Source organism: Microbulbifer yueqingensis (assembly GCF_900100355.1).
In the GTDB taxonomy this organism is placed as follows: Bacteria; Pseudomonadota; Gammaproteobacteria; order Pseudomonadales; family Cellvibrionaceae; genus Microbulbifer; species Microbulbifer yueqingensis.
Genome location: NZ_FNFH01000001.1, coordinates 810,164 through 833,472 on the forward strand (window position 1 = coordinate 810,164; position 23,309 = coordinate 833,472).

Annotated in this window: 24 protein-coding genes; 15 read left to right on the forward strand and 9 right to left on the reverse strand. The window is 62.0% G+C overall.

Going from position 1 to position 23,309, the window contains the following annotated elements:
- Positions 1-50: 50 nt before the first annotated feature.
- Genes BLT26_RS03550 through BLT26_RS03560 form a run of 3 tightly spaced genes read left to right on the forward strand, consistent with a single transcriptional unit; the run spans position 51 to position 1,075 of the window.
- On the forward strand, positions 51-299 hold the full coding sequence (locus BLT26_RS03550; RefSeq protein ID WP_091508414.1) for an ElaB/YgaM/YqjD family protein: 249 nt from the start codon (positions 51-53) through the stop codon (positions 297-299).
- 40 nt (positions 300-339) lie between these two features.
- Positions 340-855, forward strand: coding sequence for a hypothetical protein (locus tag BLT26_RS03555; protein ID WP_091508418.1), 516 nt, complete (start codon positions 340-342; stop codon positions 853-855).
- 25 nt (positions 856-880) lie between these two features.
- Positions 881-1,075, forward strand: coding sequence for a hypothetical protein (locus BLT26_RS03560; RefSeq protein ID WP_091508422.1), 195 nt, complete (start codon positions 881-883; stop codon positions 1,073-1,075).
- Positions 1,076-1,206: 131 nt separating this feature from the next.
- Here the strand turns inward: BLT26_RS03560 and BLT26_RS03565 are convergent, their stop codons facing one another.
- A complete protein-coding gene (locus tag BLT26_RS03565) occupies positions 1,207-2,313 on the reverse strand; it encodes a hypothetical protein (protein WP_091508425.1) in 1,107 nt (368 codons plus the stop codon).
- 309 nt (positions 2,314-2,622) lie between these two features.
- Here BLT26_RS03565 and BLT26_RS03570 point away from each other — a divergent pair, with 309 nt between their 5' ends.
- Positions 2,623-3,507: an NAD-dependent protein deacetylase gene (locus BLT26_RS03570; protein ID WP_091508428.1), complete on the forward strand. Its 885-nt coding sequence runs from the start codon at positions 2,623-2,625 to the stop codon at positions 3,505-3,507.
- A 47-nt stretch (positions 3,508-3,554) separates the two neighbouring features.
- Here the strand turns inward: BLT26_RS03570 and yghU are convergent, their stop codons facing one another.
- Both yghU and BLT26_RS03580 read right to left on the reverse strand, forming a co-directional pair.
- Complete coding sequence (gene yghU, locus BLT26_RS03575) at positions 3,555-4,442, reverse strand: glutathione-dependent disulfide-bond oxidoreductase (RefSeq protein WP_091508432.1); 888 nt, start codon at positions 4,440-4,442, stop codon at positions 3,555-3,557.
- Positions 4,443-4,695: 253 nt separating this feature from the next.
- Complete coding sequence (locus BLT26_RS03580; RefSeq protein WP_217631363.1) at positions 4,696-5,550, reverse strand: GNAT family N-acetyltransferase; 855 nt, start codon at positions 5,548-5,550, stop codon at positions 4,696-4,698.
- Positions 5,551-5,828: 278 nt separating this feature from the next.
- Here BLT26_RS03580 and rsxA point away from each other — a divergent pair, with 278 nt between their 5' ends.
- The 8 genes from rsxA to BLT26_RS03620 all read left to right on the forward strand — a co-directional run bounded on the left by rsxA (position 5,829) and on the right by BLT26_RS03620 (position 14,293).
- Positions 5,829-6,404: an electron transport complex subunit RsxA gene (gene rsxA / locus BLT26_RS03585; RefSeq protein WP_091508435.1), complete on the forward strand. Its 576-nt coding sequence runs from the start codon at positions 5,829-5,831 to the stop codon at positions 6,402-6,404.
- A 12-nt stretch (positions 6,405-6,416) separates the two neighbouring features.
- Positions 6,417-7,007: an electron transport complex subunit RsxB gene (gene rsxB / locus BLT26_RS03590; RefSeq protein WP_091508439.1), complete on the forward strand. Its 591-nt coding sequence runs from the start codon at positions 6,417-6,419 to the stop codon at positions 7,005-7,007.
- A gap of 65 nt (positions 7,008-7,072) precedes the next feature.
- Positions 7,073-9,163, forward strand: a complete 2,091-nt coding sequence (rsxC, locus tag BLT26_RS03595) for an electron transport complex subunit RsxC (protein ID WP_091508829.1) — start codon at positions 7,073-7,075, stop codon at positions 9,161-9,163.
- A complete protein-coding gene (gene rsxD / locus BLT26_RS03600) occupies positions 9,163-10,215 on the forward strand; it encodes an electron transport complex subunit RsxD (RefSeq protein WP_091508443.1) in 1,053 nt (350 codons plus the stop codon). The genes rsxC and rsxD overlap by 1 nt, the downstream gene beginning before the upstream one ends.
- Complete coding sequence (gene rsxG / locus BLT26_RS03605; RefSeq protein ID WP_091508447.1) at positions 10,215-10,898, forward strand: electron transport complex subunit RsxG; 684 nt, start codon at positions 10,215-10,217, stop codon at positions 10,896-10,898. The genes rsxD and rsxG overlap by 1 nt, the downstream gene beginning before the upstream one ends.
- Positions 10,898-11,611, forward strand: a complete 714-nt coding sequence (locus BLT26_RS03610) for an electron transport complex subunit E (protein ID WP_091508452.1) — start codon at positions 10,898-10,900, stop codon at positions 11,609-11,611. The genes rsxG and BLT26_RS03610 overlap by 1 nt, the downstream gene beginning before the upstream one ends.
- 173 nt (positions 11,612-11,784) lie before the next feature.
- Entirely contained in the window at positions 11,785-12,492 is a 708-nt protein-coding gene (locus BLT26_RS03615) for a TetR/AcrR family transcriptional regulator (RefSeq protein ID WP_091508454.1), read from the forward strand.
- A 100-nt stretch (positions 12,493-12,592) separates the two neighbouring features.
- Positions 12,593-14,293: a transporter substrate-binding domain-containing protein gene (locus BLT26_RS03620; RefSeq protein ID WP_091508457.1), complete on the forward strand. Its 1,701-nt coding sequence runs from the start codon at positions 12,593-12,595 to the stop codon at positions 14,291-14,293.
- 187 nt (positions 14,294-14,480) lie between these two features.
- Here BLT26_RS03620 and BLT26_RS03625 read toward each other — a convergent pair whose 3' ends face one another.
- Both BLT26_RS03625 and BLT26_RS03630 read right to left on the reverse strand, forming a co-directional pair.
- On the reverse strand, positions 14,481-15,644 hold the full coding sequence (locus BLT26_RS03625; RefSeq protein ID WP_091508459.1) for an SO2930 family diheme c-type cytochrome: 1,164 nt from the start codon (positions 15,642-15,644) through the stop codon (positions 14,481-14,483).
- A complete protein-coding gene (locus tag BLT26_RS03630) occupies positions 15,637-16,944 on the reverse strand; it encodes a parallel beta-helix domain-containing protein (protein ID WP_091508462.1) in 1,308 nt (435 codons plus the stop codon). Before BLT26_RS03630 ends, BLT26_RS03625 begins: the two co-directional genes overlap by 8 nt.
- Positions 16,945-17,145: 201 nt before the next feature.
- Between BLT26_RS03630 and BLT26_RS03635 the strand changes: the two genes are divergently transcribed.
- Positions 17,146-17,640 (forward strand): hypothetical protein, encoded by a 495-nt coding sequence (locus BLT26_RS03635; RefSeq protein ID WP_139169383.1) that lies wholly within the window; start codon positions 17,146-17,148, stop codon positions 17,638-17,640.
- Positions 17,641-17,763: 123 nt separating this feature from the next.
- Here the strand turns inward: BLT26_RS03635 and BLT26_RS03640 are convergent, their stop codons facing one another.
- Positions 17,764-18,360 carry a Yip1 family protein gene (locus BLT26_RS03640; protein ID WP_091508466.1) on the reverse strand — a complete coding sequence of 199 codons (597 nt, stop codon included), beginning with the start codon at positions 18,358-18,360 and terminating at the stop codon, positions 17,764-17,766.
- A 441-nt stretch (positions 18,361-18,801) separates the two neighbouring features.
- On the reverse strand, positions 18,802-19,869 hold the full coding sequence (locus tag BLT26_RS03645; protein WP_175453004.1) for a branched-chain amino acid aminotransferase: 1,068 nt from the start codon (positions 19,867-19,869) through the stop codon (positions 18,802-18,804).
- A 625-nt stretch (positions 19,870-20,494) separates the two neighbouring features.
- Between BLT26_RS03645 and BLT26_RS03650 the strand changes: the two genes are divergently transcribed.
- Positions 20,495-21,796 (forward strand): energy transducer TonB, encoded by a 1,302-nt coding sequence (locus BLT26_RS03650; protein ID WP_091508841.1) that lies wholly within the window; start codon positions 20,495-20,497, stop codon positions 21,794-21,796.
- A 508-nt stretch (positions 21,797-22,304) separates the two neighbouring features.
- On the opposite strand, the gene BLT26_RS16450 is transcribed toward BLT26_RS03650, so the two are convergent.
- Positions 22,305-22,478, reverse strand: coding sequence for a hypothetical protein (locus BLT26_RS16450; protein WP_175453005.1), 174 nt, complete (start codon positions 22,476-22,478; stop codon positions 22,305-22,307).
- Between the two features lie 27 nt (positions 22,479-22,505).
- Positions 22,506-22,871, reverse strand: a complete 366-nt coding sequence (locus BLT26_RS03660) for a hypothetical protein (RefSeq protein ID WP_091508471.1) — start codon at positions 22,869-22,871, stop codon at positions 22,506-22,508.
- Between BLT26_RS03660 and BLT26_RS03665 the strand changes: the two genes are divergently transcribed.
- Positions 22,837-23,301 carry a hypothetical protein gene (locus BLT26_RS03665; protein ID WP_139169385.1) on the forward strand — a complete coding sequence of 155 codons (465 nt, stop codon included), beginning with the start codon at positions 22,837-22,839 and terminating at the stop codon, positions 23,299-23,301. The genes BLT26_RS03660 and BLT26_RS03665 overlap by 35 nt on opposite strands.
- The last annotated feature ends 8 nt before the right edge of the window (positions 23,302-23,309 follow it).

Here is a 23,309-nt window from a genome sequence, read left to right on the forward strand (position 1 = left end):
TGCGACCCTAGCATTCCCCTACACCCAAAACCGTTGTGGAGGAATTAATCATGGCAAGTGTTCGCCCCCCGAACAGTTCCAGCAGGGAAAAACTGCGGGAAGCCGCTGACCTGGCTGGCCAGGCCGCCTCCGAATCTGCCTCCTATGCCAGGGAGCGTGCCCGCGAGTCTGTGGACCGCGGCAGGCAACGCGCCAGCGATCTCGAACAGCGATTCGAGTCGTCTATCAAGGACCACCCGTTAGTAAGTGTGGGCGCTGCTTTCGCTGTGGGGTGGGTCATCGCCAAGCTGATGAGGTAATTTCACTTAATCGAATCAACTTGTGCGGAGCGCCCGATCGATGGCCAACACCCACCGTTACCGGTCCACTCCCGCGGATCCCGGCCCGGTCGCCCCCGACGGCGAGCGGGCCGCCACTTATGACGCTCCTGGCCCTTCCATCCCTTCTGATTCTGCTGGACCAGAAAAAAATCCGGATTTCGAACTGAAATCCGTGCTGGCGCGGGCCGAGGCCACCCTTGGCCTGGTATCCGGCTGGCTCGGAAACCTGCAGACCCTGATCCACCTGGAACTGCAGCGCACCATTACCGCCAGCAAACGCATCATCGCCCTCAACCTGCTGCTGTTGCCCCTGGCCGTCACATTCGTGGTCAGCCTGTGCGCGGGCGCCGGCCTGGGGGGATATTATTTTTTTCAGTCCGTGTATGCCGGCTTCGGCATTTTCCTGCTCTCGCAGCTCCTGGTGCTGACCGGGATACTCCTGTACCAGAAACGGTTGCGTTCAATGCTCGGGTTCGAGGAAACCCGCCACCAGGTAAGGGAGGCCCTCGACGATGTCGCTGAGACATTTAAATAAACGTATCGACCGCTGTGCAGACCAGATGGAACGACAGCGGCTGGGCGCCCTGGCGCTGCTGGACCGCCAGCACCGGGACGTGCGCGAGCGCGCGCGGGGTATCCCCATTCCTGTGGCCCTGGGCCTGGCAGTGGTGGCCGGCTTCGTGGCCGAGCGACTGGTCAAATCGCCAAAAGCAGCCCATGCGCTGCGCCTGTACTCGATATGGAGGATGTTCTAGGAGATATGGTGGATCTCCCGCGATAAGTAGCTTGTGAGCCTCGCGCTCCAACCGCGTTTCCACTACCTCGGCACAAAGAAGGGACCGGGTTCTCCGGTCCCTTCCTGCTACATGTTGGCAGTAGCAGCCGATCAGTCATCCATGGCGAGAACCGCCTGCTTCATCTCTTTCAGGTAGCGATCGACCACTGAATAATCGAGGTCTTTCCCCCACTCCCTGGAAGCAGCCTTTGCATAGGCATTCCTGGCCGCCGGGTAATTCCCGTTGACCCGTTCCTGGAAGCCGATATTGCCGTAGGTCCCTTTTATAACTGCCTTGCGCTCGTCTTCGCTGGGAAATTCAAGCTCCTGGATGCTCGCCAGGTATTCCTCCGCGGTCAGCCTGCCGGCGTGGTAAAGCACATCGAGAGTCAGTATGTCTCCGGTAATCGAGTCGTTGGACTGCTGCCAGTCACCGCCCTGCACCAACTCAAGGAGACCGCCAATAACCTTCTCTGCCCTGGCATCCCTGTCGAGCTCCTTCAGGGCCATATACCTGTCGAGTGTCAGCCTCGCGAAACGCGGGGCAATCTTATCGCCGAAGTCTATCTTTCCCTGCTCGACCAGGAATTCCTCGAATTTCCGGCTATCGAACAACCTGCCAATATATTCCTTGTCGGTAACCGGGGTGGAGGCGTCGACCTCGCGAATACTCACATCGCCGATTTCCACCACTCCGCTGCCAACGAGCCCGACACCGTAACTGAGGTAATCGGCTCCAGCGGGAATCTGCAGCACCATTTGCCTTGTTTGCCACTCACCGGTACCACGAATCGGCTCATAGTAGGTGCTGTCGTAAGCCATGTACCTGGCCTGGTCATCCTGCTCGTCTTTTGCGGCAAAATAGATCACTACCGATTCGGACACATCGGTAGGCTTGTACTCGACTTCCAGCATCATGCGCTTGTCGCGATAGGAATCCGCTTCGATTTTCCTTTTGAGCATGCCCGCGTCGCCACGGGTCGCCTTGTCGGAGCGGATTACAAGCCTGTCCCCGTTCACCTTTCCGTATACCTGGAAAAGCTCTTTCGCAGAGGCGTCCTGATACCATTCGCCGGTGACCTCTTCGCCGGCAAACGGTTCGATGAAGGTGAACAGGCTATCGGGAAACGCCTCGTCGCCCGGGGCTACCCGCTCTGCCAGTACCGCGCCGCTCGCCGACACCAACACACAGAATCCCAAGTGTTTGATAAATCGCATACAAAATCCCTTTAGTCGTTAAATTTTTTCGAATTACCTCCGGCGACGAGTCTACAAGATACCCCTCCGGCACAACGAATGATCGGGCGAGTCTGTAAGGGGACGTAATTTCTGACGCGGGAATTTTGTTTTTTATTGCTCTTCGCTATTTCAGCAGGATTGACTATTGCGTCACAATCTTTGCAGCCTTTCCCTACTCGCCGACAAACGGGCTGCTCACTGTTCAAACGTGAGGCCTTCTTCCCCTTTCCGCGCTGGGCACATTCGATTACAGTTCCTTAAAGATGTTTTTTTGCCGCCGGAAAAGCCTTGACCAACCAGACACGCCAACGCACCCATATCCCGCCCATCGAGGCTCACCTCACACAGATAACAGTTGCCGAAGCCGCGGACCGGCTGGCGGGTTTTCTGCGCCAGTTTCCCCGCCTGATGATTCTTACCGGTGCCGGCGTGAGTACCGATTCCGGTATTCCCGACTACCGGGACCAGGACGGTGCCTGGAAGCGCAAGCAACCGGTTCAGCACCGCGATTTTATGGACAACCTGGATACACGACGGCGGTATTGGGGACGAAGCCTGGTTGGCTGGCCGGTCATACGACATTCGCAGCCCAATCCCGCCCATCACCACCTGGCGGACCTGGAGCGGCGCGGGTACTCGGAGCTATTGGTCACGCAGAACGTCGACCGGCTGCACCAGCGTGCCGGCAGCCTGCAGGTGATCGACCTGCACGGCCGCGCCGACCGGATCCGCTGCATGGCCTGTGACTATCGCTGCGATCGCCAGCTGGTCCACGACCAGTGCTTTGACCTGAACCCGGCCTTCCGGCAATACCAGGCCGGTACCGCACCTGACGGCGACGCAGACCTGGAGGTGGATTTCAGTAACTTCCGCGTCTTCGACTGTCCCCGCTGCGGGGGGATTCTCAAACCGGATGTGGTGTTTTTCGGTGACAATGTACCGTCGGGGCGGGTGCAGGCATCACTGGATGCCCTGCGGGCCAGCGACGCCCTGCTGGTGGTGGGGTCATCGCTGATGGTCTACTCCGGCTTCCGCTTCTGCCGCTACGCGCGGGAATGGGGCAAACCCGTGGCGGCGCTGAACCTGGGGCGGACCCGCGCGGATGATATCCTCGACCTGAAACTGAACGCCCGTATCGGCGAGACGCTGGCCGCCACGCTGGCGCAACTCTAGGCAGGCAGCAACCAGCGCCGGGCCGCACCACTCGCACGGCCGCCCTCTCAGGAATCCCCATCCTCGCCGTTGTCGCCCAGCTTGTCCTGGGTCCTGGTGTCGAAATCGCTGGCGTCGTGGCGCTCGTGGAGCTGCGAGGCGGGGTCGCCCCAGGTGCGGTTCACCATGCGGCCGCGCTGCACCGCCGGGCGCCGGGCAATTTCGTCGGTCCAGCGGAGCACATTCTTGTAGGTGTGCGCCTCGAGGAATTCGGCCGCGTCATATACCTTGTCCTTCACCAACGCACCGTACCAGGGCCAGATGGCCATATCGGCAATGGTGTACTCGTTGCCGGCCACATAAGGGTGCTCCGCCAGCTGGCGGTCGAGCACATCCAGCTGGCGCTTCACTTCCATGGTGTAGCGGTCGATCGGGTATTCGTAATATTCCGGTGCATAGGCATAGAAATGCCCGAAGCCACCGCCGAGCAGGGGCGCCGCCCCCATCTGCCAGAACACCCAGTTCAGCGTCTCGGTACGCTGGGCCGGGGTGTGGGGCAGGAAGGCGCCGAACTTTTCCGCCAGGTACAGCAGGATGGACCCGGACTCGAAGACGCGGATCGGGGGATGCATGCTCTGGTCCAGCATTGCCGGGATCTTGGAGTTGGGATTGACCTCCACGAAGCCACTGCCGAACTGGTCGCCCTCGGTGATATCGATGAGGTGCGCATCGTACTCGGCGCCGTCATGCCCCAGCGCCAGTAACTCCTCGAGCATCACGGTGACCTTGACGCCGTTCGGTGTGGCGAGGGAATAAAGCTGCAGCGGGTGCTCGCCCACCGGTAGCGCCTTCTCGTGGGTGGGCCCCGCTACCGGGCGATTGATATTGGCAAACTTGCCGCCGCTGTCCTTATCCCATTTCCAGACGCGTGGTGGCTGGTAGCTGTCGTCGGTCATTGCCTGTACTCCCTGAATCATTGTTAGCGGTAGGCGATGTTACGCGCGCCGGGGGCAAACGGCTCGAGATACCCGGCTGTTACCGCAGCAACTCGCGGCCTGGACAGGAAAGCAAGGTACCGGCCCCACTTCCTGATCAACCAGGACGCTTTATTTCTTTTCATGCAAACACAGTCGGAATACCCGTGGCAAATGGTCGCAAGCGGGCTGGTTGACGGTCACCGGAGCAAACTCGCTGGTGCAGCGCAGGAACCTAACCCAGCTCGAAACTGGTGATGCCAAAAACCCGGTCGATCGGGATATCGGGGGGCGCCCCGCTGTACATGCGCGCGGTCTCGAACACCATTTCCATCCTGTGGCGCTCGGCGAGCTCCAGCGCATGGGTGTTGGTCTCGGGTATGTCGAGATAGACCGGCTGCCCGGTGGGCACACTGGCGGTAAGCGCGAGGTACAGGCGCTCGGCGAGGTCGGGATCATCCGCGAACAGCGGACCGATCCGGAAGCCTTCGTGGCAGGTGCGGATCACCCCGTAGCCGCGCAACCTGCCCTCCTCCACAGCGCCGATTGCCGAGGACTCCGGCTGCGAGACCCACGCTTTCAGGAAGGCTTCGCGGGGCGCGGGGAAAAGCTCCCGGTCATAGGTGCAGACGACACTGAAGGGCACCCACGAGAGGGGCACCAGCGAGTGCGTGTCCTGTGCTGCGCCCGCGGCCTGGCCGGTCAGCCCCAGGTAGCGCATGTTGCGGTGGGCCAGGCCGAAGCCCGATTTGCGATAGTTCTCCTGCTGGGCAACCACGCCATCCAGCCCCATGTTGCGCCCCGCCAGGTATTCCATGCCCTTCCTGGCGAGCTCGGCGCCGTAACCCCGGCCGCGATAGGCGGGCTCAACGATATAGAGTCCCAGGAAGCCGTAGTCCTCGCCATAGCGCACCGCCGATATGGACCCTACCGGCTCACCGTCCAGTAAGCCGATGAAGAACCCGTGCGCGTCTGCGGCATAGAAGCAGGCGGCATCGTGCAGGCCGGGATTCCAGCCCTCCCGTTGCGCCCACGCAAGTACCGTACAGATCTCTGCCGGGTGCATGTCCCTGATGGTGAAATCGGCCACCTTTAACCCCGCTGTTTTCCGTCGACCTCTGGATAACTGTAGTAGCGGTGCAGCGACCGGTGGCCTCCAGCCGCAACCCGGGAGTATTGCCGCCTCGCGGCCGGCACAGCGACCGGCGTCCGTGTTGAACGGCCTCCGCGACTCACCCATAATAGCGGCCCTGCGCGGTATGCCACCGCCCCCGTCCCAGCCCTCCTCGCTGCGCGGCCCCAAAGCCCGGGGGCGGGGAAACCAGTGCTAGGCTTCGACAAGCGCCACCAGGCCAATCCCGGAGAATCATGACCGAATTTGCCGTCATCCTGCTGAGCACCATTCTGGTCAATAACTATGTATTGGTGCAGTTCCTCGGCCTGTGTCCGTTTATGGGCGTCTCCAACAAGCTGGAGACCGCCGTGGGGATGGCCGGGGCCACCACTTTCGTGCTCACCCTGGCGTCGATCTGCTCCTACCTGGTCAATACCTACCTTCTGGAGCCATACGGCCTGGATTACCTGCGCACCATTTCCTTTATCCTAGTGATCGCCGTCGTGGTGCAGTTCGCGCGCATGTTCATCGAAAAGACCAGCCCCCTGCTGCACCGGGTGCTGGGTGTCTTCCTGCCGCTGATCACCACCAACTGCGCGGTACTGGGCGTGGCGCTGCAGAACACCATGAAGGCCCACAACTTTGTGCAGTCCACTCTTTACGGCTTTGGCGCAGCCGTGGGTTTCTCGCTGGTACTGATCCTGTTTTCTGCCATGCGCGAGCGCCTGTTCGCCGCGGATGTGCCAACCCCTTTCCGCGGTGCCGCCATCGGTATGATCACGGCGGGACTGATGTCGCTGGCCTTTATGGGCTTCAGCGGCCTGGTTTAGGGGGGAATCGCAATGCCGGACTGGTTGACTGAGATTTCCACTCCCCTGCTGGTACTGGGCGGCATGGCGCTGGTGTTCGGCGCCCTGCTGGGATTCGCCGCGGTGCGTTTCCGGGTCGAGGGCGATCCCCTGGTGGAGCAGGTGGATGCGCTGCTGCCGCAGACCCAGTGCGGCCAGTGCGGCTATCCCGGTTGCCGGCCCTATGCCGAGGCCATCGTGCACGGCGACCGTATCAACAAGTGCCCGCCCGGCGGCCAGGCAACCATCAACGAGCTGGCCAACCTGCTGGATGTAGAGCCCCTGCCCCTGGATGCCGAGCACGGGGTGGAGGACGTAAAGAAAGTGGCCTTTATCCGCGAGGCGGAGTGCATTGGCTGCACCAAGTGCATCCAGGCCTGCCCGGTAGACGCCATTGTCGGCGCGGCCAAGTATATGCACACCGTGATCGAGGAGGAGTGCACCGGCTGCGACCTGTGTGTCGAGCCCTGCCCGGTGGACTGTATCGACATGGTACCGGTGGAGACGTCGTTGCAGGAGTGGCACCCGCCCAAGCCGGTGGACGGCGTGCAGTTGATTGCCAGCGACAGGAGGGACGTGGCGTGAGCCCCGAGCAGTTGAAGTCGTCGCGTGAATCCGCCGAGGAACGGCGCTCTGCCCGCGAGGCGCGCCTGGGTGCGCGCGAGCAGGAACGCGCACTCGAGCCCAATGATTTTCCCGGCGGCGTGCACCCGCCGGAGAACAAGCACCAGTCCACCGGTGAGCCCATCGGCAGCGTGCCGCTGGCCGAGCAGCTGGTGGTATCCCTGAGCCAGCACGCCGGTACCATGGCCATCCCGGTGGTAAAGCTGGGCGACCAGGTACTGAAAGGCCAGTTGATCGCCGAGGCAGACGGCCTGGTGAGCTGTAACGTCCACGCCCCCAGCTCGGGCACGGTGGTGGCCATCGAGCCGGCACCGCTGCCCCATCCCTCCGGCATGGAGGTGGATGCCATCACCATCCGCACCGATGGCGAAGAGCGCTGGTGCGAGCTGGCGCCCTGTGAGGATTTCCGCAAGCTGGCGCCGGTGGAGCTGCTGGAAAGGATTCGCGGCTGCGGTATCGCCGGCATGGGTGGTGCGGGCTTCCCCACCTCGGTCAAGCTGGATCCCCACAGCGGCACCGAGATCGACACGCTAATCATCAACGGCACGGAGTGCGAGCCCTATATCACCGCCGACGACATGCTGATGCGCGAGCGCGCGCAGGAAATCATCGCCGGCGTCGAGATCATGGCCTATATCCTCGATGAGCCGGAGCGGGTACTGATCGGTATCGAGGACAACAAGCCGGAAGCCATCGAGGCCATGCGCAGCGCAGCCGAGGGCACCCGCTTCGATATCGTGGTCTTCCCCACCAAATATCCCTCCGGCGGCGAGAAGCAGCTGATCCAGATCCTCACCGGCCGCGAAGTCCCCAACCAGGGCCTGCCGGCCAATGTGGGCATCGTGTGCCAGAACACCGGCACGGCAAGGGCCGTGTACCGCGCGGTGCGCTTCGGTGAACCGCTGATCAGCCGCATCACCACTGTGGTAGGCGAGGCGCTGGAGCGCAACCGCAATATCGAGGTCCCCGTCGGCACCCCCATCAGCCACATCCTCAAGCACCACGGTGCGCACCACGGGCTGATGCAGCGCGTGATCGTCGGCGGCCCGATGATGGGCTTCACCCTTCGCGACGAGGACACGCCGGTCACCAAGACCACCAACTGCCTCCTGGTGCCCACGGAGAAAGAGCTGCCGCCGCCCCCGCCGGCGCAGGCCTGCATCCGCTGCGGCTTCTGTGCCGAGGTGTGCCCGGCATCGCTGTTGCCCCAGCAGCTGTACTGGTACGCGCGGGCCGATGACCGGGACAAGCTGCAGGCATACAACCTGTTCGACTGTATCGAGTGCGGCGCCTGCTCCTATGTCTGCCCCAGCAGTATCCCGCTGGTACAGTATTACCGCGCCGCCAAGGGCGACATCCGCATCGCCGAAGAGGAAAAGGAAAAATCAGATCGCGCCCGCGAGCGCTTCGAGTTCCGCAAGCTGCGGCTCGAGAAGGCGGAAAAGGAGAAGGAGGCCAAGCGCCGGGCGCGCCGCGAGGCCGCAGAACTGGCCCGCCAGCAGCGGGAACAGCAGGCCGGCTCGCCCGAGGCCCAGGCCGCGAAAGAAGAATCCGATGTGGTAGCCGCCGCGCTGGCGCGGGTCAAGGCCAAGCAGTCCTCGCCCGAGCAGCAGCTGGCGCGCGCCCAGCGCACGCTCACCAGTGCCGAGCACCGTGTTGAGCGCTTGCAGAAGAAGCTCGACGAAGCGGAGGAGAGCCAGCGCGACCAACTGGCAGCCCAGCTCAAGGAAGCCGAGCGCAGGCTGCAGGAGGCGCGGCGCAAACTGGCCGAGGCACAGGCCCAGGCCACCCCCTCGGCGGCGGGTGACGCCGCCGATGTCCAGAGTGGCACGGCGGCTCCGTCAGGTGAGGAGCCCGCACAGAAATCCCGCGCCCAGGAGGCCATCGAAAAGGCAAAGGCCGCGGCTGCGGCGCGGGCCGAGATGAACCCGGCAGAAAAACTCGCGGCGGAAATCGAGGCCCTCAGGGCCCGTGTGGCCAAGGCCGAAGCGCGCCTGCAGAAGGCGCGGGATGAGGACGACAAGAATGTCGATGCCTTCGCCACGGCGCTGGAGAAAATGCAAATGAAGCTGGAAGAGAAGATGCGCCAACAAAGAGATCAGGGCGGGGAGCGATAATGGCATTGATGCGCATGTCCTCGCCCCACGCCCGCGCCGGCGAGAGTACCACCAGGGTAATGCTGCAGGTGGCCGCCGCGACCATTCCGGGTGTGCTGGCGCTGGTGCTTTACTTCGGCATCGGGGTGCTGATCAACATCTTCCTGTGCACGGTGACCGCGCTGGCCTGCGAGGCAGCGATCATGAAGCTGCGCGACCGCCCGGTGGCCTTTTACCTGAAAGACGGCAGTGCTTTCGTCACTGCGCTGCTGCTGGGCATCGCCCTGCCGCCCTACTGTGCCTGGTGGCTGCCGGTGGTGGGTACCGCCGCGGCGATTATCCTGTCCAAACACCTCTATGGCGGCATGGGTTACAACCCATTCAATCCCGCCATGGTGGGCTATGTGGTGCTGTTGATCAGCTTCCCGGTGGAAATGACCCGCTGGGTCGGGCCGGGCGAGCTGATCCGGGGCGTACCCGGTATTGGCGAGGCATTTGCACTGGTGTTTGGCAACTATAGCGTCGACGGGTTTACCCGCGCCACGCCACTGGAGATCCTGCGCCTGAACGACTCGGTACTGCTCGAGCAGCTGTACCAGATGGAGCCCATCCTCAACCAGGGCACCGTCGCGGGGCTCGGCTGGGAAACGGTGAATTTCGGCTTCCTGGTGGGCGGGCTCTTCCTGCTTTACCGCCGGGTGATCACCTGGCACGCGCCTGTGGCCATGCTCGCCACCCTGGCCCTGCTCTCGGTCGTGTTCTACGACAGCGGCAGCTCCCTCAGCGAGGGATCCCCCGCGCTGCACCTGTTTTCCGGCGCCACCATGCTGGGGGCCTTCTTCATCATCACCGACCCAGTCAGCGGCGCCACCAGCAACAAGGGGCGGCTGGTATTCGGCGCCGGGGTGGGGCTGATCACTTTCATAATCCGTGCCTGGGGCAGCTACCCGGATGCGGTCGCCTTCGCCGTACTGCTGATGAACTTCGCCGCGCCCACCATCGACAACTACACGCTGCCTCGCACCTACGGGCACAAGGCCCCCCGCAAGGCCACCGATTTGGAGGAGCAGTGATGCTGAAACGCTCGATGGCCAGCAACGCGGTAGTGCTGACGCTGTTCGCGCTGATCACCGCCGGGACCCTGGCAGTTACCCAGATCACCACCCGCGAGCCCATCCAGCGCGCCATCCGCGAGGCGTCGGCCCGGGCCCTGCTGGAGATCATCCCGCTGGACCAGCACAGCAACGATATCCTCGTGGATACCTACCCCATTCCGCGGCGGTACTGGGCACAGCTGGGGCTGAAGGACGGCGGCAAGATCAACCTGGCGCGTGAGGAGGGTGGCCGTATCAGTGCGGTGATCGTCCCCACTGTGGCACCGGACGGCTACGGCGGCCCCATCAGGATGCTGGTCGGGGTCAACCGCGACGGCACCATCGCCGGCGTGCGCGTAACCAGCCACAGCGAGACACCGGGCCTCGGCGACAAGATCGAGGTGAAGAAGAGCGACTGGATCCTGGGCTTTAATGGCAAGTCCCTGCAGGATCCCCCGCCCGGCCAGTGGACGGTGCAAAAGGACGGCGGCGCTTTCGACCAGTTCTCCGGGGCCACCATCACCCCCCGGGCGGTAGTGACCCAGGTGCGCGAGGTGCTGCAGTTTATCGCCCGCCACCGCGAGGAGATCTTCTCCGCCCCCGTGTCCGAGCGCGCCGTGGAAGTGGAGCAACCCACCGACTCTGGCCAGGAGGAGCAGTGATGGCAACACCCGGCTACAGCGAAATCAGCCGCAATGGACTGTGGACCAATAACCCCGCCCTGGTGCAGCTGCTCGGGCTTTGCCCCCTGCTCGCGGTGACCGGCACAGTGGTCAACGCCATCGGCCTGGGGCTGGCCACCATCGCCGTGCTCACCTGCTCCAACCTGGCCGTGTCACTGGTGCGACGGCAGATGCCGGACACGGTGCGGTTGCCGGTATCAGTCATGATCATCGCCACCTTTGTCACCTGTACCGAGCTGTTGATGAAAGCGTTCACCTACGAACTCTATCTGGTGCTGGGGATCTTCATCCCGCTGATCGTCACCAATTGCGCCATCCTCGGCCGGGCTGACGCCTTTGCCAGCAAGAACCCGGTACTGCCCTCACTGGCGGACGGGTTCATGATGGGGCTGGGCTTCACCGCGGTGCTGGTCGCCATTGGCGCCATCCGCGAGATCCTCGGCCAGGGCACCCTGTTTGCCGATATGGACCTGCTGCTGGGACCGGTGGCAAAGGACTGGACTATCTCACTACTGGGCAGTGACTACCCGGGCTTCCTGGTGGCGGTACTGCCGCCGGGCGCCTTCCTGGTGGCCGGCCTGCTGATCGCAGCCAAGAATGCGATCGATGCGGGAATCGAGCGCCGCCGTAGCCAGCAGGTGAAAATCGTGCCCGGCGCCAAGCGGGTGCGCGTTACCGGTAAGATTTCCTGAGGCGCACCACCTCCGTGCAAGTGTAAGCCGCTGTAAGGCCGTTGGCGCCACTTTCCTCGGCATGATGCTAGTCATGCCTCCTGTTTTGGCTAGAATGGTACGCCCGATCAGCAGGATGATCGGGACCATTACGATAAAGAGATACACAGAAAAAATAAAAAGGGACTGGAACTATGACAGCGGACAGTGGAAAACCGGAGCTGGTCTATCACGGCCGTCGCGCCCAACGCGCAGACAGCCGCCAGCGCCGCAAGGCTATTCTGGAGGCCACCCTGCGCCTGATCGTCAAAGAGGGTATCCGCGGTATCCGTCACCGGGCTGTGGCCCGCGAGGCCTCGGTTCCGCTCGCTGCCACCACCTACTACTTCAAGGATCTCAGCGACCTGATCAGCGATGCGTTCACCTACTTCGTCGAGCAGGGCCTGGAACACACCCGGCAGTTGCAGGAAGACAGTTTCGCCGCCGCCCGGGCCCTGTCGGAAGAGGAGCGCAGTTCCGCCAGCGGGCGCAAACTCCTGACCCAGCAGCTCACCCGCTTTATCCTCACCCACGTGCGGGCCCAGGCCAGCCAGCGCGACTTCCGCCTGATCGAACTGGCATTCCGCAACGAGGCCCTGCGCAACGAACAGCTGACCCGGGCCATCCGCATGGCCAACCGGGCCACCCAGGCCATGATCGAGGAGTTTTACCAGCTCCTCGGCGTCGCCGATTCCGAGGCCGCCGCCCAGATTACCATGGGCACCATCCTCAACCTCGAATACCAGATCCTGAGCAAGGCCGTGGATATCGACTCACCGCTCCTCGAGCGCACTGTCTCCATGATGATGAAAGGCCTGATTCCCGCTACCACCAACGCAGTCCAACCGGTCGCTCTCGACTGACAGGGCAGTTGCCCTGGCCCCGCCGCTGGCGGGGCCTTCCCCCTTTCCCGCTCCCCGGCCGGCTACGCTCAGAGCAGAACCCTGTAAGCGTGCCTATACCATGATGCCCAGCCGGCGCCTTCCACTGCTATGGTACCCCGCCCTGCTGCTGGCGCTCGTGAGTGGCTGCGAGCGCCAGTCCGGGGACCAGGGGGCCCCACAGGAGAAACCGCGCGCAGCCGCGGAAAGCAAGCAGCCGCCAGACCGCGGCAACCTCGCGGCAATCCCTATCGAGCTCTACGACAATTACACCGAGACCGGCGACCTGGACGCCGTCGAAAAGCGCGGGAAACTGCGCCTGCTGGTGGACCCGAGCCACTCCGCCGCCATCCACCGGGAAACCACGCAACAGGATGTGGAAATCGACCAGGCACGCCTGATGGCCCGCCAGCTCGGGCTTGAGCTGGTGGTGCTGGAAGTCCCGCAATTTGCCGACCTGATTCCCATGCTGAATTCCGGCCAGGGCGACCTGATTGCCAGCAATTTGCTGGTGACGTCGGACGCAGAGCGGGCAGTGGACTTCTCTACTCCCACTGCCGAAACCGTGGTACTGCTGGTATCAGCGCAGGATACGGAGGATGTCGGTGATCAGAGTGATCTCAGTGGCAAGACCCTGGTGGTGACCGCGGGAACCGAGTTCGAGCGTATCGCTCGCGAATTCGCTGCCAAACATCCCGGCCTGGAGCTGAAGGTGCGGGACGACAACCATATCGACCTGCTGGTGGACGTGGCCATCGGCCGCGCTGATTTCACCATCGTCGATTCGCAGGCACTGGAGCTGGTGCTGCAGTTTCGCAAGGGCCTCAAGGCCAACTTCCAATTCCCCGGCGCACACAAAACGGCCTGGGCTGTGCGCAAGCAGTCACCCCGGCTTCTGCAGGCCATCAATGCACAGGTCCGCCAACTACAGCGGCCCGGGCCGGAACAGCTTGCCCGCGGCGACCTGGACGCGATACTTCAGCGCGGCGTGCTTCGCGCTGCCACCCGCAATCATCCCGGCAGCTACTACATGTGGAAAGGCGAAATCCGCGGTTTCGAGTACAACCTTCTGGAGAATTACGCGCGAAAGCTGGGAGTCCAGCTGGAGATTACGATCGCCAGAACCGACGAAGACTTTGTGCGCCTGTTGCGCGAGGGCGAAGTCGATGTCTGCGCGTGCCTGATGGCAGTCACCCCCGCCCACGGGGCGGCCGGTGTTGCATTTTCCGATCCCTACCTGGAGAGCCCGACCGGTATCGTGGCTCGCCGTGGCGACAAAGTAAAAAGCCTGGGGGACCTCTCCGGCCGGACCCTGTGCGTGCGCCGTGCCAGCAGCCAGCTGGGCCTGGCACACGAACTGCAGCGCGAGGTCGACAAGCTGGAGCTCCGGGAGGTCGGCGCTGAGCTGGATATCCGCGAGGTGATCGGCCTCGTCGCGGGCAATGAATGTGACCTGACCATTGCCGACGAACTTTCTGTGCAAGTCGAGCAGGCCTCGCGCGAAGAGGTCACCCTCGCTCTCCATCTCCAACGCGGGAAACGGCGTTACGCGTGGCTGGTGCGTGAAGAAAACCCGAAGCTTCTGCAATCTATCAACGAGTTCTTCGCCAGCCCCTCCACCGACGAGACGCTGCAGGAACTCTACCAGCGCTATTTCGGCTCTCAACGCCAGGCCTGGCAGAAATCGGGCAGATGGGAAAAAACAGTGAAGTCATCCCGATCGTTAGGCCCGCAACATATGCGGCAGGCTACGCCCGACTCCATGCCGCCCCAACTTCCGTAGCACTGCTGGAGAGATTCAAGCGGCAGCAGCAGGTAAAGACTCTTACCTGTGCCAATTTTACTGGCGCATATAGCGGCAGGTGGCGAACCGGAAACCAGGGCTCTCACACGGGTTCCCGCGTCCCATGAAAGCCGGCGGGTTTACCGCCGGCGTCACTTTTACCCGATGCGGGGTCGCCCAAGTGCCGTCAGGAACAACTGCCCGTCATCGAGGCCACCCATTCCCGCAGGAGTGCCGTGCCCTCTTCGTGTTCCAGGCTCCTGCCCAGTTCCGGCATCATCGCACCGGGGTTGGTGGTCTCCACGCGGAAATTGAGGATAGACTCGTCGGGTTCGCCGGGAACGATGGCAAAGCGGCGGTTGCCGCTGCCGGTCCCCGCCGCCACCGGTGGCTTGCACAGGCCCAGCTTGCGTCCATCGGACTCCAGGTGATGCAGCATCAGCCCCGAGGTGTCGGCGGCGCCGGCCGGATTGTGGCAGTGGCCACAGTTGATATCCAGGTAGGACCGGGCACGCGCTTCGAGCGACTGGCTGCCATCCGCGAAATCCACGTTGCGCGGCACTGCCGCGATCTCCGGCACGCCGCTCAGGTAGCCGATCTGTTGCCAATAGAGAAGCTGGTTCTGTACACCTTCGGCATAGGCGTAGTCCTTGTTCAGGTGACGCGCCCGGGGACCCAGGGGCATGATGGCCTTGTCAGTATGGTTGTCCGCATGGCAGCCGGCACACTGGTTCGCATCCGGCACCACATAGGTAAAGGCCGCATCCTCGACGTTTTCGTCGACGTTCTCACTTAGCAGCTGCAGGCGACTGGCGTCACCGGCAATCTCCAGCACCGCGTCGGTCTGTTCCGCATTCCACACATAGGGCAGCGCCTGCCAACCGTCCGCGCGCTTCACCAGCAGGCGGGTCTCCATCAGCCGCACATTTTCCAGGTCCAGGGCCTCGCCGGCGCGGCCTGCGACATAGTCACGGCTGTAGTCATCAGTGCGCAGCACCTTGTTGCCAATCCCACTGGGAGCCCGGGGATAGTAGAAGGTCTTGCTGAGAACCGTACCGACCGGGTACTCGAAACGCTCTTCGGCATACTCCCCCGAGGTTCCCGGCGGCATCCAGACCGTACGCAACTTGTGGGCATAATCAGTGAACAGCGGGGTATTCAGGTCATAGGGAAGCACGCCGTCATTCGGCAGCAACTCGCCGTCGATTGCTTCCACGATATGCCAGTCGCTAAGCTTCTCCGGCACCGCATCACGCGCGAAAATCTCCACCTGCTCTCTCGGTGTATCGCAGCCGCCCAGGGCGGCTGCGAAAATCGGGGCCAGCATCGCACCCCACAACGGCTTACGCATCTCCCGCCTCTAGTTTTGCCATATCAGTTTTTCCCGAATCCCGCTGGTCAAACTCCAAAACCACCCGGGGAAGTTTTTTCAGGGCACACTTGTGTGGTGCAATATCGGTGGAGATATTTTTAAAGTCGTTGGAGGCATCGATATTGATAATGCCGGCATCTGTGTTGTCAATGCACAGCCTCAGGGATTCCGGCAATGCCCCATCCACCAGTTTCTCACTGTTCACCACCCCATCCCAGAGAATATCCGGCAGGCTGCCGCCCAACCCGAACCTGGCCAGCTTCAGGGCCTTCAGTTCAATATGGTCAGGCGAGGTGCCACCACCGGTGAACTGGTTGTCGTAAATAAATATGCCCTCCGGATAGGGATCAAAAGCTTCCTGTGTGGATTTATCTGAATAGTAGCCGGCAGTGTAATAGCTGCTGACGATAATATTGGCCGTATCGTTATCCGCTATCTCGTTATTGAAGATCTCCACATTGTCGTTGGAGTTGATCACGATACCGGATCCCGCCGGCACCGCTGCCACTGGTGTGCCCTCGTGGCCGAAGTTCACGGTGTTGTTAGCAAATACGCGGTTGTCGAAGACACGGGTGCTATGACCCGGCTGCGGCAGGTTGGGCATATTGAATACCAGTATGCCGCCGGTGTTGTTGGTTGCGATATTGTTATAAACATCAGCACCGATGGTATTTTCAATTTCAATCCCGGCAACGTTGTACTCGGCCCGGTTGTTACGCACGATGACGTTGCGCGACTGCCCCACATAGATTCCAGCATCCGACGCGCCGATCGCCACATTGCCCTCTAGCAGCGTATTTTCGGTCTGGACCGGATAGATACCATAAGCACCGTTTTCGGTGGCCGGGCCGTTGGTCCACTCTACGCGAACATTACGGATGACGATGTTCCTGCCCTCATTCACCTTCAGGGCGTCACCGATGGTGTCCTCGATTGCCAGGTTTTCGATCGTGAAGTCACTGGCGTTGACCAGCAGCCCCTCCGCCCCCTGGATCTGCTCCCTGAACGAAAGCACCGTTTCGTCCATACCGGCACCGCGTATCGTGACACCATCAACATTCAGGGAGAGGCTACGGTTCAATTGGAAGTTCCCGGCGGGAAGCTCGATCACGTCGCCCGGGCGGGCTGAGATCAGCTGCTTGAGGAGTTGTTTCTGAAACGCGGCGGAAGGGTCCGCCGTTACTGACTGGCCGGCATCCTCAACGGCACTGCGGTCCTTGCTGCAAGCTGCCATAAGCACGGCCGCCAGCGCGAGCCCGGTATAGGTGATGGTCTTCATCTGGATCCCTTTATTCGTATTATCTACCCGACCGCCGTAGTTGGTACTTATGTACCACTTTCAGGGCGAAAAACCCTCAGGGGCCGGAGGGCCAATGCTAGCCCATGCACCGACATGGCGGCAATAAGGCGAGGCGCATACTTGTCGCCCGCCCCGCTGCTATGTATGGTCGGCGTGGTCACGCAATGGAGAGCGGGCACCATGAACGTCCCCACCTACCTTGCCTTCACCTGTGCCCTATTGGGCTCTCAGGTCCAGGCAAAAGAGACCCTGCAATTGACCATACTCACGGCCGCCGGGAGGGAGTACCTGGTTGAACATCCTATCGAAGAGAGCGAAGGGGCGTTCGCATCGGGAGTTCTGGGCAGTGAGCCCCTGGGGCGGGAATACCTGGCAATCCGCTGTGGCGGGTCCTGGGGAGCGCAGAGGTACCGGCTGACCCTGCCGAGTGGCCCGGGTTACCAGCTGGAGCTGACCCCGGAGAGCATCCTGCTGCGTATTGTCGAACACGACGTCATCAACGAAGACAGCACTATCGAGGCTATGCGAATCCATTGCACAGACGTCGAGCCGCGGGCGGTGGTGAGGTCTGTGGCGAAAATACAGCTGGACCGGGGCAAGGAAGATAAACGGGAACTGGAACTACCGAACGGCTACCGGCTGCTGTACAGCTACAGCCCCGCCTCCGCCGATTAACCCGGGCAGCTTTTCCAGCACGCGATGCGCACATCCGGCAGGACCATCGCAATCGCCGCTGTAATCGAGCCTTACCGGACCAGGGGAGCCTGCCCTCCCGCAGCCCGGTTCAGGCCCGAGCTATCAGTGAAATACCGGGGCGGAAACGAAACTCCAGAACAACACTGTCCCCACCATTACCACCACGGCCATCACCAGCGATACTGTCACGATCGCACTGGCAAACAGGAAGCCGCGCTCTTCAGACAAGCCCATCACTATGGGAATACCGCTATAGAGCAGGTAAACCGCATAGGCGACAGCAAGGGTGGCGATCAGGATATCCAGCCAGAGCACCGGGTAGAAACCGGCCAGGCCGGCGATGAAAATAGGGGTCGCAGTAAAGCCGGCAATGACCATGCCTTTCATCGGGTAGGTCTCGGCCCCGTAGGTCTTCGCCATCCAGTGGATAAAGTAACCGATGGCGATCACACCCAGGACCATCGCCAGGTAGAAGGCACCGACCAGGGACAGGGCACTCTGGCTGGTGATCCGGACCGGCTCGCCACCGCCCACACTCCAGCCCACCTGAGTGGTGCCGTAGAACCAGGCCATCGCCGGCAGAAGCGCCAGCACGATAACGTAGGGAATCTGCCGGCGCAGCCCTTTTTCAGACAGGCTTCCGATTTGCTGCCACTGCTGCCGGGGGTGTACCAGCATTCCGAACATGTAGCTCAACATCCCGTTTCTCCTCACTCAACGCAAGGAACTTTCCGCCCAGGCACGCTACTGCTTCAGTACTGCTTTTACCTACTCTGATTCTTGACTGCCATGCCTCCCCGCTTCCGGCCATTGGCCCGCGGGGATAGAAGACGGCCGGGGATGACCGATCTCAATTTGCTCTGGATACGACTTGTCAAAGTGAGGAATACCGCTGAGAGGCCATTCCCGAGGTTCCAGCTTGTTTTTATTCTCACGCCCAGTTGTATCACTGCAGACATACAAGTCAACGGCCACGACGAATTAAGTGCAGAACACCACAGTAACGTTTCCACAGGAAACATGCCTGGACAGAATATGCTACCGATTCACCCGGCAGCCCAGTCCCGCGCTGCCATCACTAGCGGAAGGCCGATCGGGAGCAGGCTGAAATGGTTCACCTGGGCGCCAGCTTCGCCGCCGTCAGGTCGTGACCGGCTCTACAGCCTCCATCCAGCCAAACCTGTCCTCTGCCCTGCCCTCCTGGATATCGAGCAGCGACTGCCGCAGGTGCTCGGCCACCGGGCCCGGGACCTGCGCAAGCTCATATTGCTGCTCACCGTCGCCCAGCAGGCTGACAGGACTCACGATGGCCGCCGTGCCGCAGGCAAAGGCCTCACTGCAGGTACCGGACTTCACCAGGGCGAGCAGGTCATCGATATCGATATCGCGCTCATGCACCGTGTAGCCAAGGGCGTCGGCCAGCTGAATCAGCGAGTCGCGGGTAATGCCTTCCAGGATTGAACCATTGAGCCGCGGCGTATGCAGCTCGCCCTCCATCACGGCAAAGAAATTCATACCCGACAATTCGTCGACGGTGTGCCGGTTACCGGGGTTGAGCCACAGGGACTGGTCGTACCCCCGCGCTTTCAGGCGCGAGATGCTCAGGAGTGAAGCTGCGTAATTCCCCCCGACCTTGGCATCCCCGGTTCCGCCCACCGCTGCGCGCGAGTCCTCGCGCTCAACCCAGAGGCGCATGTGCCCGGCGTGGTATGCCGCCGAGGGGCTGGCGATGACATAGAACTCATAAGAGGTACTCGCCGAGACCGCGAGGTCCGGCTGGGTACCGATCAGGAAGGGGCGCAGATAAAGGGATTCGCCGCTGCTGGCCGGGACCAGGTTGGCACAGTACGCCGTAATGGTGCGCACCCCCTCCATGAACAGCGACTCGGGGACCGCAGGCATGCACAGGCGCTCGGCCGAATGCGCCATGCGCGCAGCATTACGCTCCGGCCGGAACAGGCTGACCCCGCCACCCAGAGTGCGGTAGGCTTTCATGCCCTCGAAACAGGACTGCGCGTAATGCAGCACCTTGGCGGCCGGATCCAGCGCCAGCGGCGCGTAGGGGACCAGCTCGCCGCCGCTCCAGCAGCCATCCTGGCAGACTGCGCGAAACATCACCGGAGCCATCACTGTTCCAAAGCCCAGCCGCTCCGGCATTTCGAACCCGCGCAGGTGACCGGCCACGGCCGGATCGATATAAACGCTCACAGACAGCCTCCTCTATCTACAATGTGCTGATTATGGCGCTTCCCATCCAACTATCCAAACCCTCTGTTCCCTCCAGACCCGCAAACTGCACCCACTCCATCAAAAGCCGGCCCTGATTAGGATAGGCCTTTCGCACTCTGGACGCCGGGCCGCCGGTCATCGAATGGGCCCGGCGAGATCTTGCCCGGCCTGGTGATTGGGGTCAGCGACACAGGAAAAGGGGCAAGCGGAGAAAAATCTTAAATTGTGGCGCTGAGCCATTCCCCCGCCCACCGCCTGCGACGGAGGGGTGCTAACGTCGATAAAGCGAAATACGTGGAGCCGAAATCTGAGGCGCCAACAGGCCGGGGCGACAGGCGCCGCTTGGCTATACTCAACAATACGCTCACGTGACGCCGTTAATCAGGCGACGGAGCTTGCCGCAGGCACAGCACGGTTTAGTGCACCGCCAAAAAAAAGCGGCAACCGGAACTGAAAAGTCCCGGGCACAGTCAGGAACTGAAAAACAGAACCACACTTCAGGGAGAGAAAACCCGGCGGGCACCCCGCCGGAATTCGTGTCCGACCGCTCGCGCTGGAAGTGCGGGGCCGGGCGAGGCAAAACATGGATGGAAGTGGTTCAACCGTGACACAGACAGAATTCAGCAGTCCCGTTGCTATCGGCTTGATGTTTACAGCCACAGCTCTGCTGTGCAGCGGCGCCCGGGCGGAGATCAAGCCTGTGCCGACAGATGCCGGTGCTCCCCCGCCCGCTTTTATCGAAGCGGCCACCCAGCCACTACAGCCGGAGAAGCCCCGGCGTCAGCTCCGCCCCTCCGAGGCCGTGGAAAACTATCGCAAGCGAATTGAGGAAATGGAGGCCGAATACGGCGCCTACGGAGCAGGCATAGACGAGCAGCTGGTTGGTCTCGCGACCGCCTTACAGCGATCCGGTGCCCATGAAGAAGCCATCAGCGAGTTCCGGCGTGCAATGCTGATCAATCGGGTTAATGAGGGACTCTACTCGCTGAACCAGGTACCGATGATCGAGAGCATGATTGACAGTCAGGTAGCGCTTAACCAGTGGGACGACGCGAACGACAACCAGCAGTACCTGTTCTGGCTGCACGAACAGAACTATGGCGAAACCGATCCGCGAATGCTTCCCGTCATCGAGCGGTTGAGTGACTGGCACCTGAAGGCCTATGTAGAAGAGAAAGGAGAAACGCTGTTCGAGCATCTCATCAGCGCCACAAATCTCTACCAGCTGGCAGTGGATATCATTACCCAGAATTTCGGCGCAGATGACCTTCGCCTGGTACAGGCACTGCGGGGATTAAAGGTTACTAATTACTATCTCTTTACCTACAAAGGGGAGCCCCAGCAAGCGGTAATGGTCAACACCAGCTTCGGGCCCGGGGATCCCAATGCCCCACGGCGAGCAGAGCTGGACCACTACAAAATGGCCAGCTTCAGCTCGGGCAAAGACGCCCTTGCGCGCATCGTCGACGTCTACGAGCAGAACCCGCAATCCCCCCCGGCCGCCTCAGCCAAGGCAATAGTGGAGCTGGGCGACTGGTACATGATGTTCAACAAGTGGCATTCAGCAAAGGAAACCTACGGCAAGGCATACCACGCCCTGTGGGACAACGGCGCGACCAACCAGGAGATCGAGGACATTTTCGGGCACCCGGCAGCGTTGCCCGACCTGCCGATGCTGGATGAGGATGGCAATGGGCTCGCCAATGCCTACGTGACGGTGTCCTACGATGTGACCGCGTACGGCAAGGCTCGTAATATCCAGGTCATCAGTTCCAGTCCGGGCGACACAGTATCCATTCGTGCCCGGGCCAGGAATGTCATCAAACGCGCCAAATTCCGTCCCAGGTTTGAAAATGGCGAGCCGGTGGACACCGTCGGTATCGTCCAGCGTTTTGTATTTGACTAGCCCGGCCGGTACTACAGGCGGCGGACGCCAGACCACGCGGGCAGACGGAGGCGCCCCGCTGCCTGCCCAGGCTAAACCCGCGCGGCTACGCGCGGTCCAAAGGGACAGCATGAATAACAGAGAAAAGGCGGCCTCGATACCCACTTGCGTCAAGGAGCTGATGACAGAGCCGAGCGAAGCGACTTTGCCGCAATGATCACCCGGGCCACACAGGCGCCGGCGCGCGCACCAGGAGAGAGACAATGACACCACGGAATGCGGTATCCCCAACCCAGAGAAAGTGGCCGGCATGGCAGGCGCTGGTATCAGTCCTCGCACTGAGCGCGGCGATCGCGGGCTGCAAGAGCCAGCAGACCCAGCAGCAGCCCCCTGCGCAGCCATCCCAGTCGCAGTCTCAATCTCAATCTCAATCTCAATCTCAGTCTCAGTCTCAGTCTCAGTCTCAGTCTCAGTCTCAGTCTCAGTCTCAGTCGCAATCTCAGTCGCAGCCATCGAGTAGCCCGCAGAGTCAGTCGGGCCCGCAGACCGCCAGCAGCACGCCCGCCAGCAGCTCGCCCAGCAGCCGCAGCCAGTCGCTGCCCAGTATCGAGAGTGGTGCGGAAGCAAACCAGCAGTCGAGCACCGCCTCCGGTTCCGGTGAGGAACAATCCAGCCGCAGGAATAGTTCGGCCGGCGAAACCATGCCGGATGCCACGGCTCGCCGCGACAGTCAGTCCACCCCCGTATACAGCGAGGCTGAGAGCGAGCCACAGGAACGTCGTATGCCACCCGACCCATCGAGCGGCAACGAGGGAAAACCGCCGGAAGAGGTCGATTTCTCGGAAGAGGAACAGACCGCCTCTTCATCATCCAGCAGCTCTTCTTCCAGTGCCAGCAGCTCGTCAAGCAGTGCAAGCGCGTCCAGCCAGAGCGAAGCCGCCAGCACTTCGGCCACCAGCCGCAGTGCCACTGCGCAGAGTGCCAGGAGTTCCGCCAGCTCGGGCAGCCCCGGTGGGGGCAGCAGCGCTCCCGATGAGCCTCCAGCCAGCACCGCGGAGCGGGTGGCAGAACTGGAGGGTGAGTTCGACGCGACCATGGCCAGCTACGACGGCATGATCCTGCGCGAGCGGGACTATGTTCGCAATCGCCCGGTTTCAGCGGAGGAAAGTGAGGAACCTGCGGACGAGCCGCCCCCCGGGGAATCGCTCGAGGACCTGATCGAATCTGCCGAGGCTGAGTTGCCCGCGCCCCCCGGTGGCGGAGCAGGAGGTTCAGATGAGGGAAGTGGCGCGGAGCAGAACAACTCCAGTGGACAGGCTACCGGCCCGGGCATGCCCACTGCCGGGCGCAAGGGTGAATATGACCACAGTGGCAGCACGCCTGTCGTCCCCGCGGACATACCGGAGGGTGACGACGACGATGTGGTGGCCCGCCAGATTCGCGAGGCCGCGACGCGCGAAAAGGATCCGGAGCTGCGCGAGCGGCTCTGGGAGGAATACCGGAAATATAAAAACGCGAAGAAGTAACTGCGGAG

Excerpts from the sequence above, each read along its gene's own strand:
- BLT26_RS03615 (WP_091508454.1), top strand. The coding sequence starts at position 11,785 with ATGACAGCGGACAGTGGAAAACCGGAGCTGGTCTATCACGGCCGTCGC.
- BLT26_RS03640 (WP_091508466.1), bottom strand. The coding sequence starts at position 18,360 with ATGTTGAGCTACATGTTCGGAATGCTGGTACACCCCCGGCAGCAGTGG.
- rsxA (WP_091508435.1), top strand. The coding sequence starts at position 5,829 with ATGACCGAATTTGCCGTCATCCTGCTGAGCACCATTCTGGTCAATAAC.
- rsxD (WP_091508443.1), top strand. The coding sequence starts at position 9,163 with ATGGCATTGATGCGCATGTCCTCGCCCCACGCCCGCGCCGGCGAGAGT.
- rsxG (WP_091508447.1), top strand. The coding sequence starts at position 10,215 with ATGCTGAAACGCTCGATGGCCAGCAACGCGGTAGTGCTGACGCTGTTC.
- BLT26_RS03550 (WP_091508414.1), top strand. The coding sequence starts at position 51 with ATGGCAAGTGTTCGCCCCCCGAACAGTTCCAGCAGGGAAAAACTGCGG.
- BLT26_RS03625 (WP_091508459.1), bottom strand. The coding sequence starts at position 15,644 with ATGCGTAAGCCGTTGTGGGGTGCGATGCTGGCCCCGATTTTCGCAGCC.
- BLT26_RS03660 (WP_091508471.1), bottom strand. The coding sequence starts at position 22,871 with ATGGTCGCGTCGAACTCACCCTCCAGTTCTGCCACCCGCTCCGCGGTG.
- BLT26_RS16450 (WP_175453005.1), bottom strand. The coding sequence starts at position 22,478 with ATGGTTTCGCCGGCCGAACTATTCCTGCGGCTGGATTGTTCCTCACCG.
- rsxB (WP_091508439.1), top strand. The coding sequence starts at position 6,417 with ATGCCGGACTGGTTGACTGAGATTTCCACTCCCCTGCTGGTACTGGGC.
- BLT26_RS03555 (WP_091508418.1), top strand. The coding sequence starts at position 340 with ATGGCCAACACCCACCGTTACCGGTCCACTCCCGCGGATCCCGGCCCG.
- BLT26_RS03630 (WP_091508462.1), bottom strand. The coding sequence starts at position 16,944 with ATGAAGACCATCACCTATACCGGGCTCGCGCTGGCGGCCGTGCTTATG.
- BLT26_RS03565 (WP_091508425.1), bottom strand. The coding sequence starts at position 2,313 with ATGCGATTTATCAAACACTTGGGATTCTGTGTGTTGGTGTCGGCGAGC.
- BLT26_RS03620 (WP_091508457.1), top strand. The coding sequence starts at position 12,593 with ATGATGCCCAGCCGGCGCCTTCCACTGCTATGGTACCCCGCCCTGCTG.
- BLT26_RS03610 (WP_091508452.1), top strand. The coding sequence starts at position 10,898 with ATGGCAACACCCGGCTACAGCGAAATCAGCCGCAATGGACTGTGGACC.
- BLT26_RS03560 (WP_091508422.1), top strand. The coding sequence starts at position 881 with ATGGAACGACAGCGGCTGGGCGCCCTGGCGCTGCTGGACCGCCAGCAC.
- yghU (WP_091508432.1), bottom strand. The coding sequence starts at position 4,442 with ATGACCGACGACAGCTACCAGCCACCACGCGTCTGGAAATGGGATAAG.
- BLT26_RS03635 (WP_139169383.1), top strand. The coding sequence starts at position 17,146 with ATGAACGTCCCCACCTACCTTGCCTTCACCTGTGCCCTATTGGGCTCT.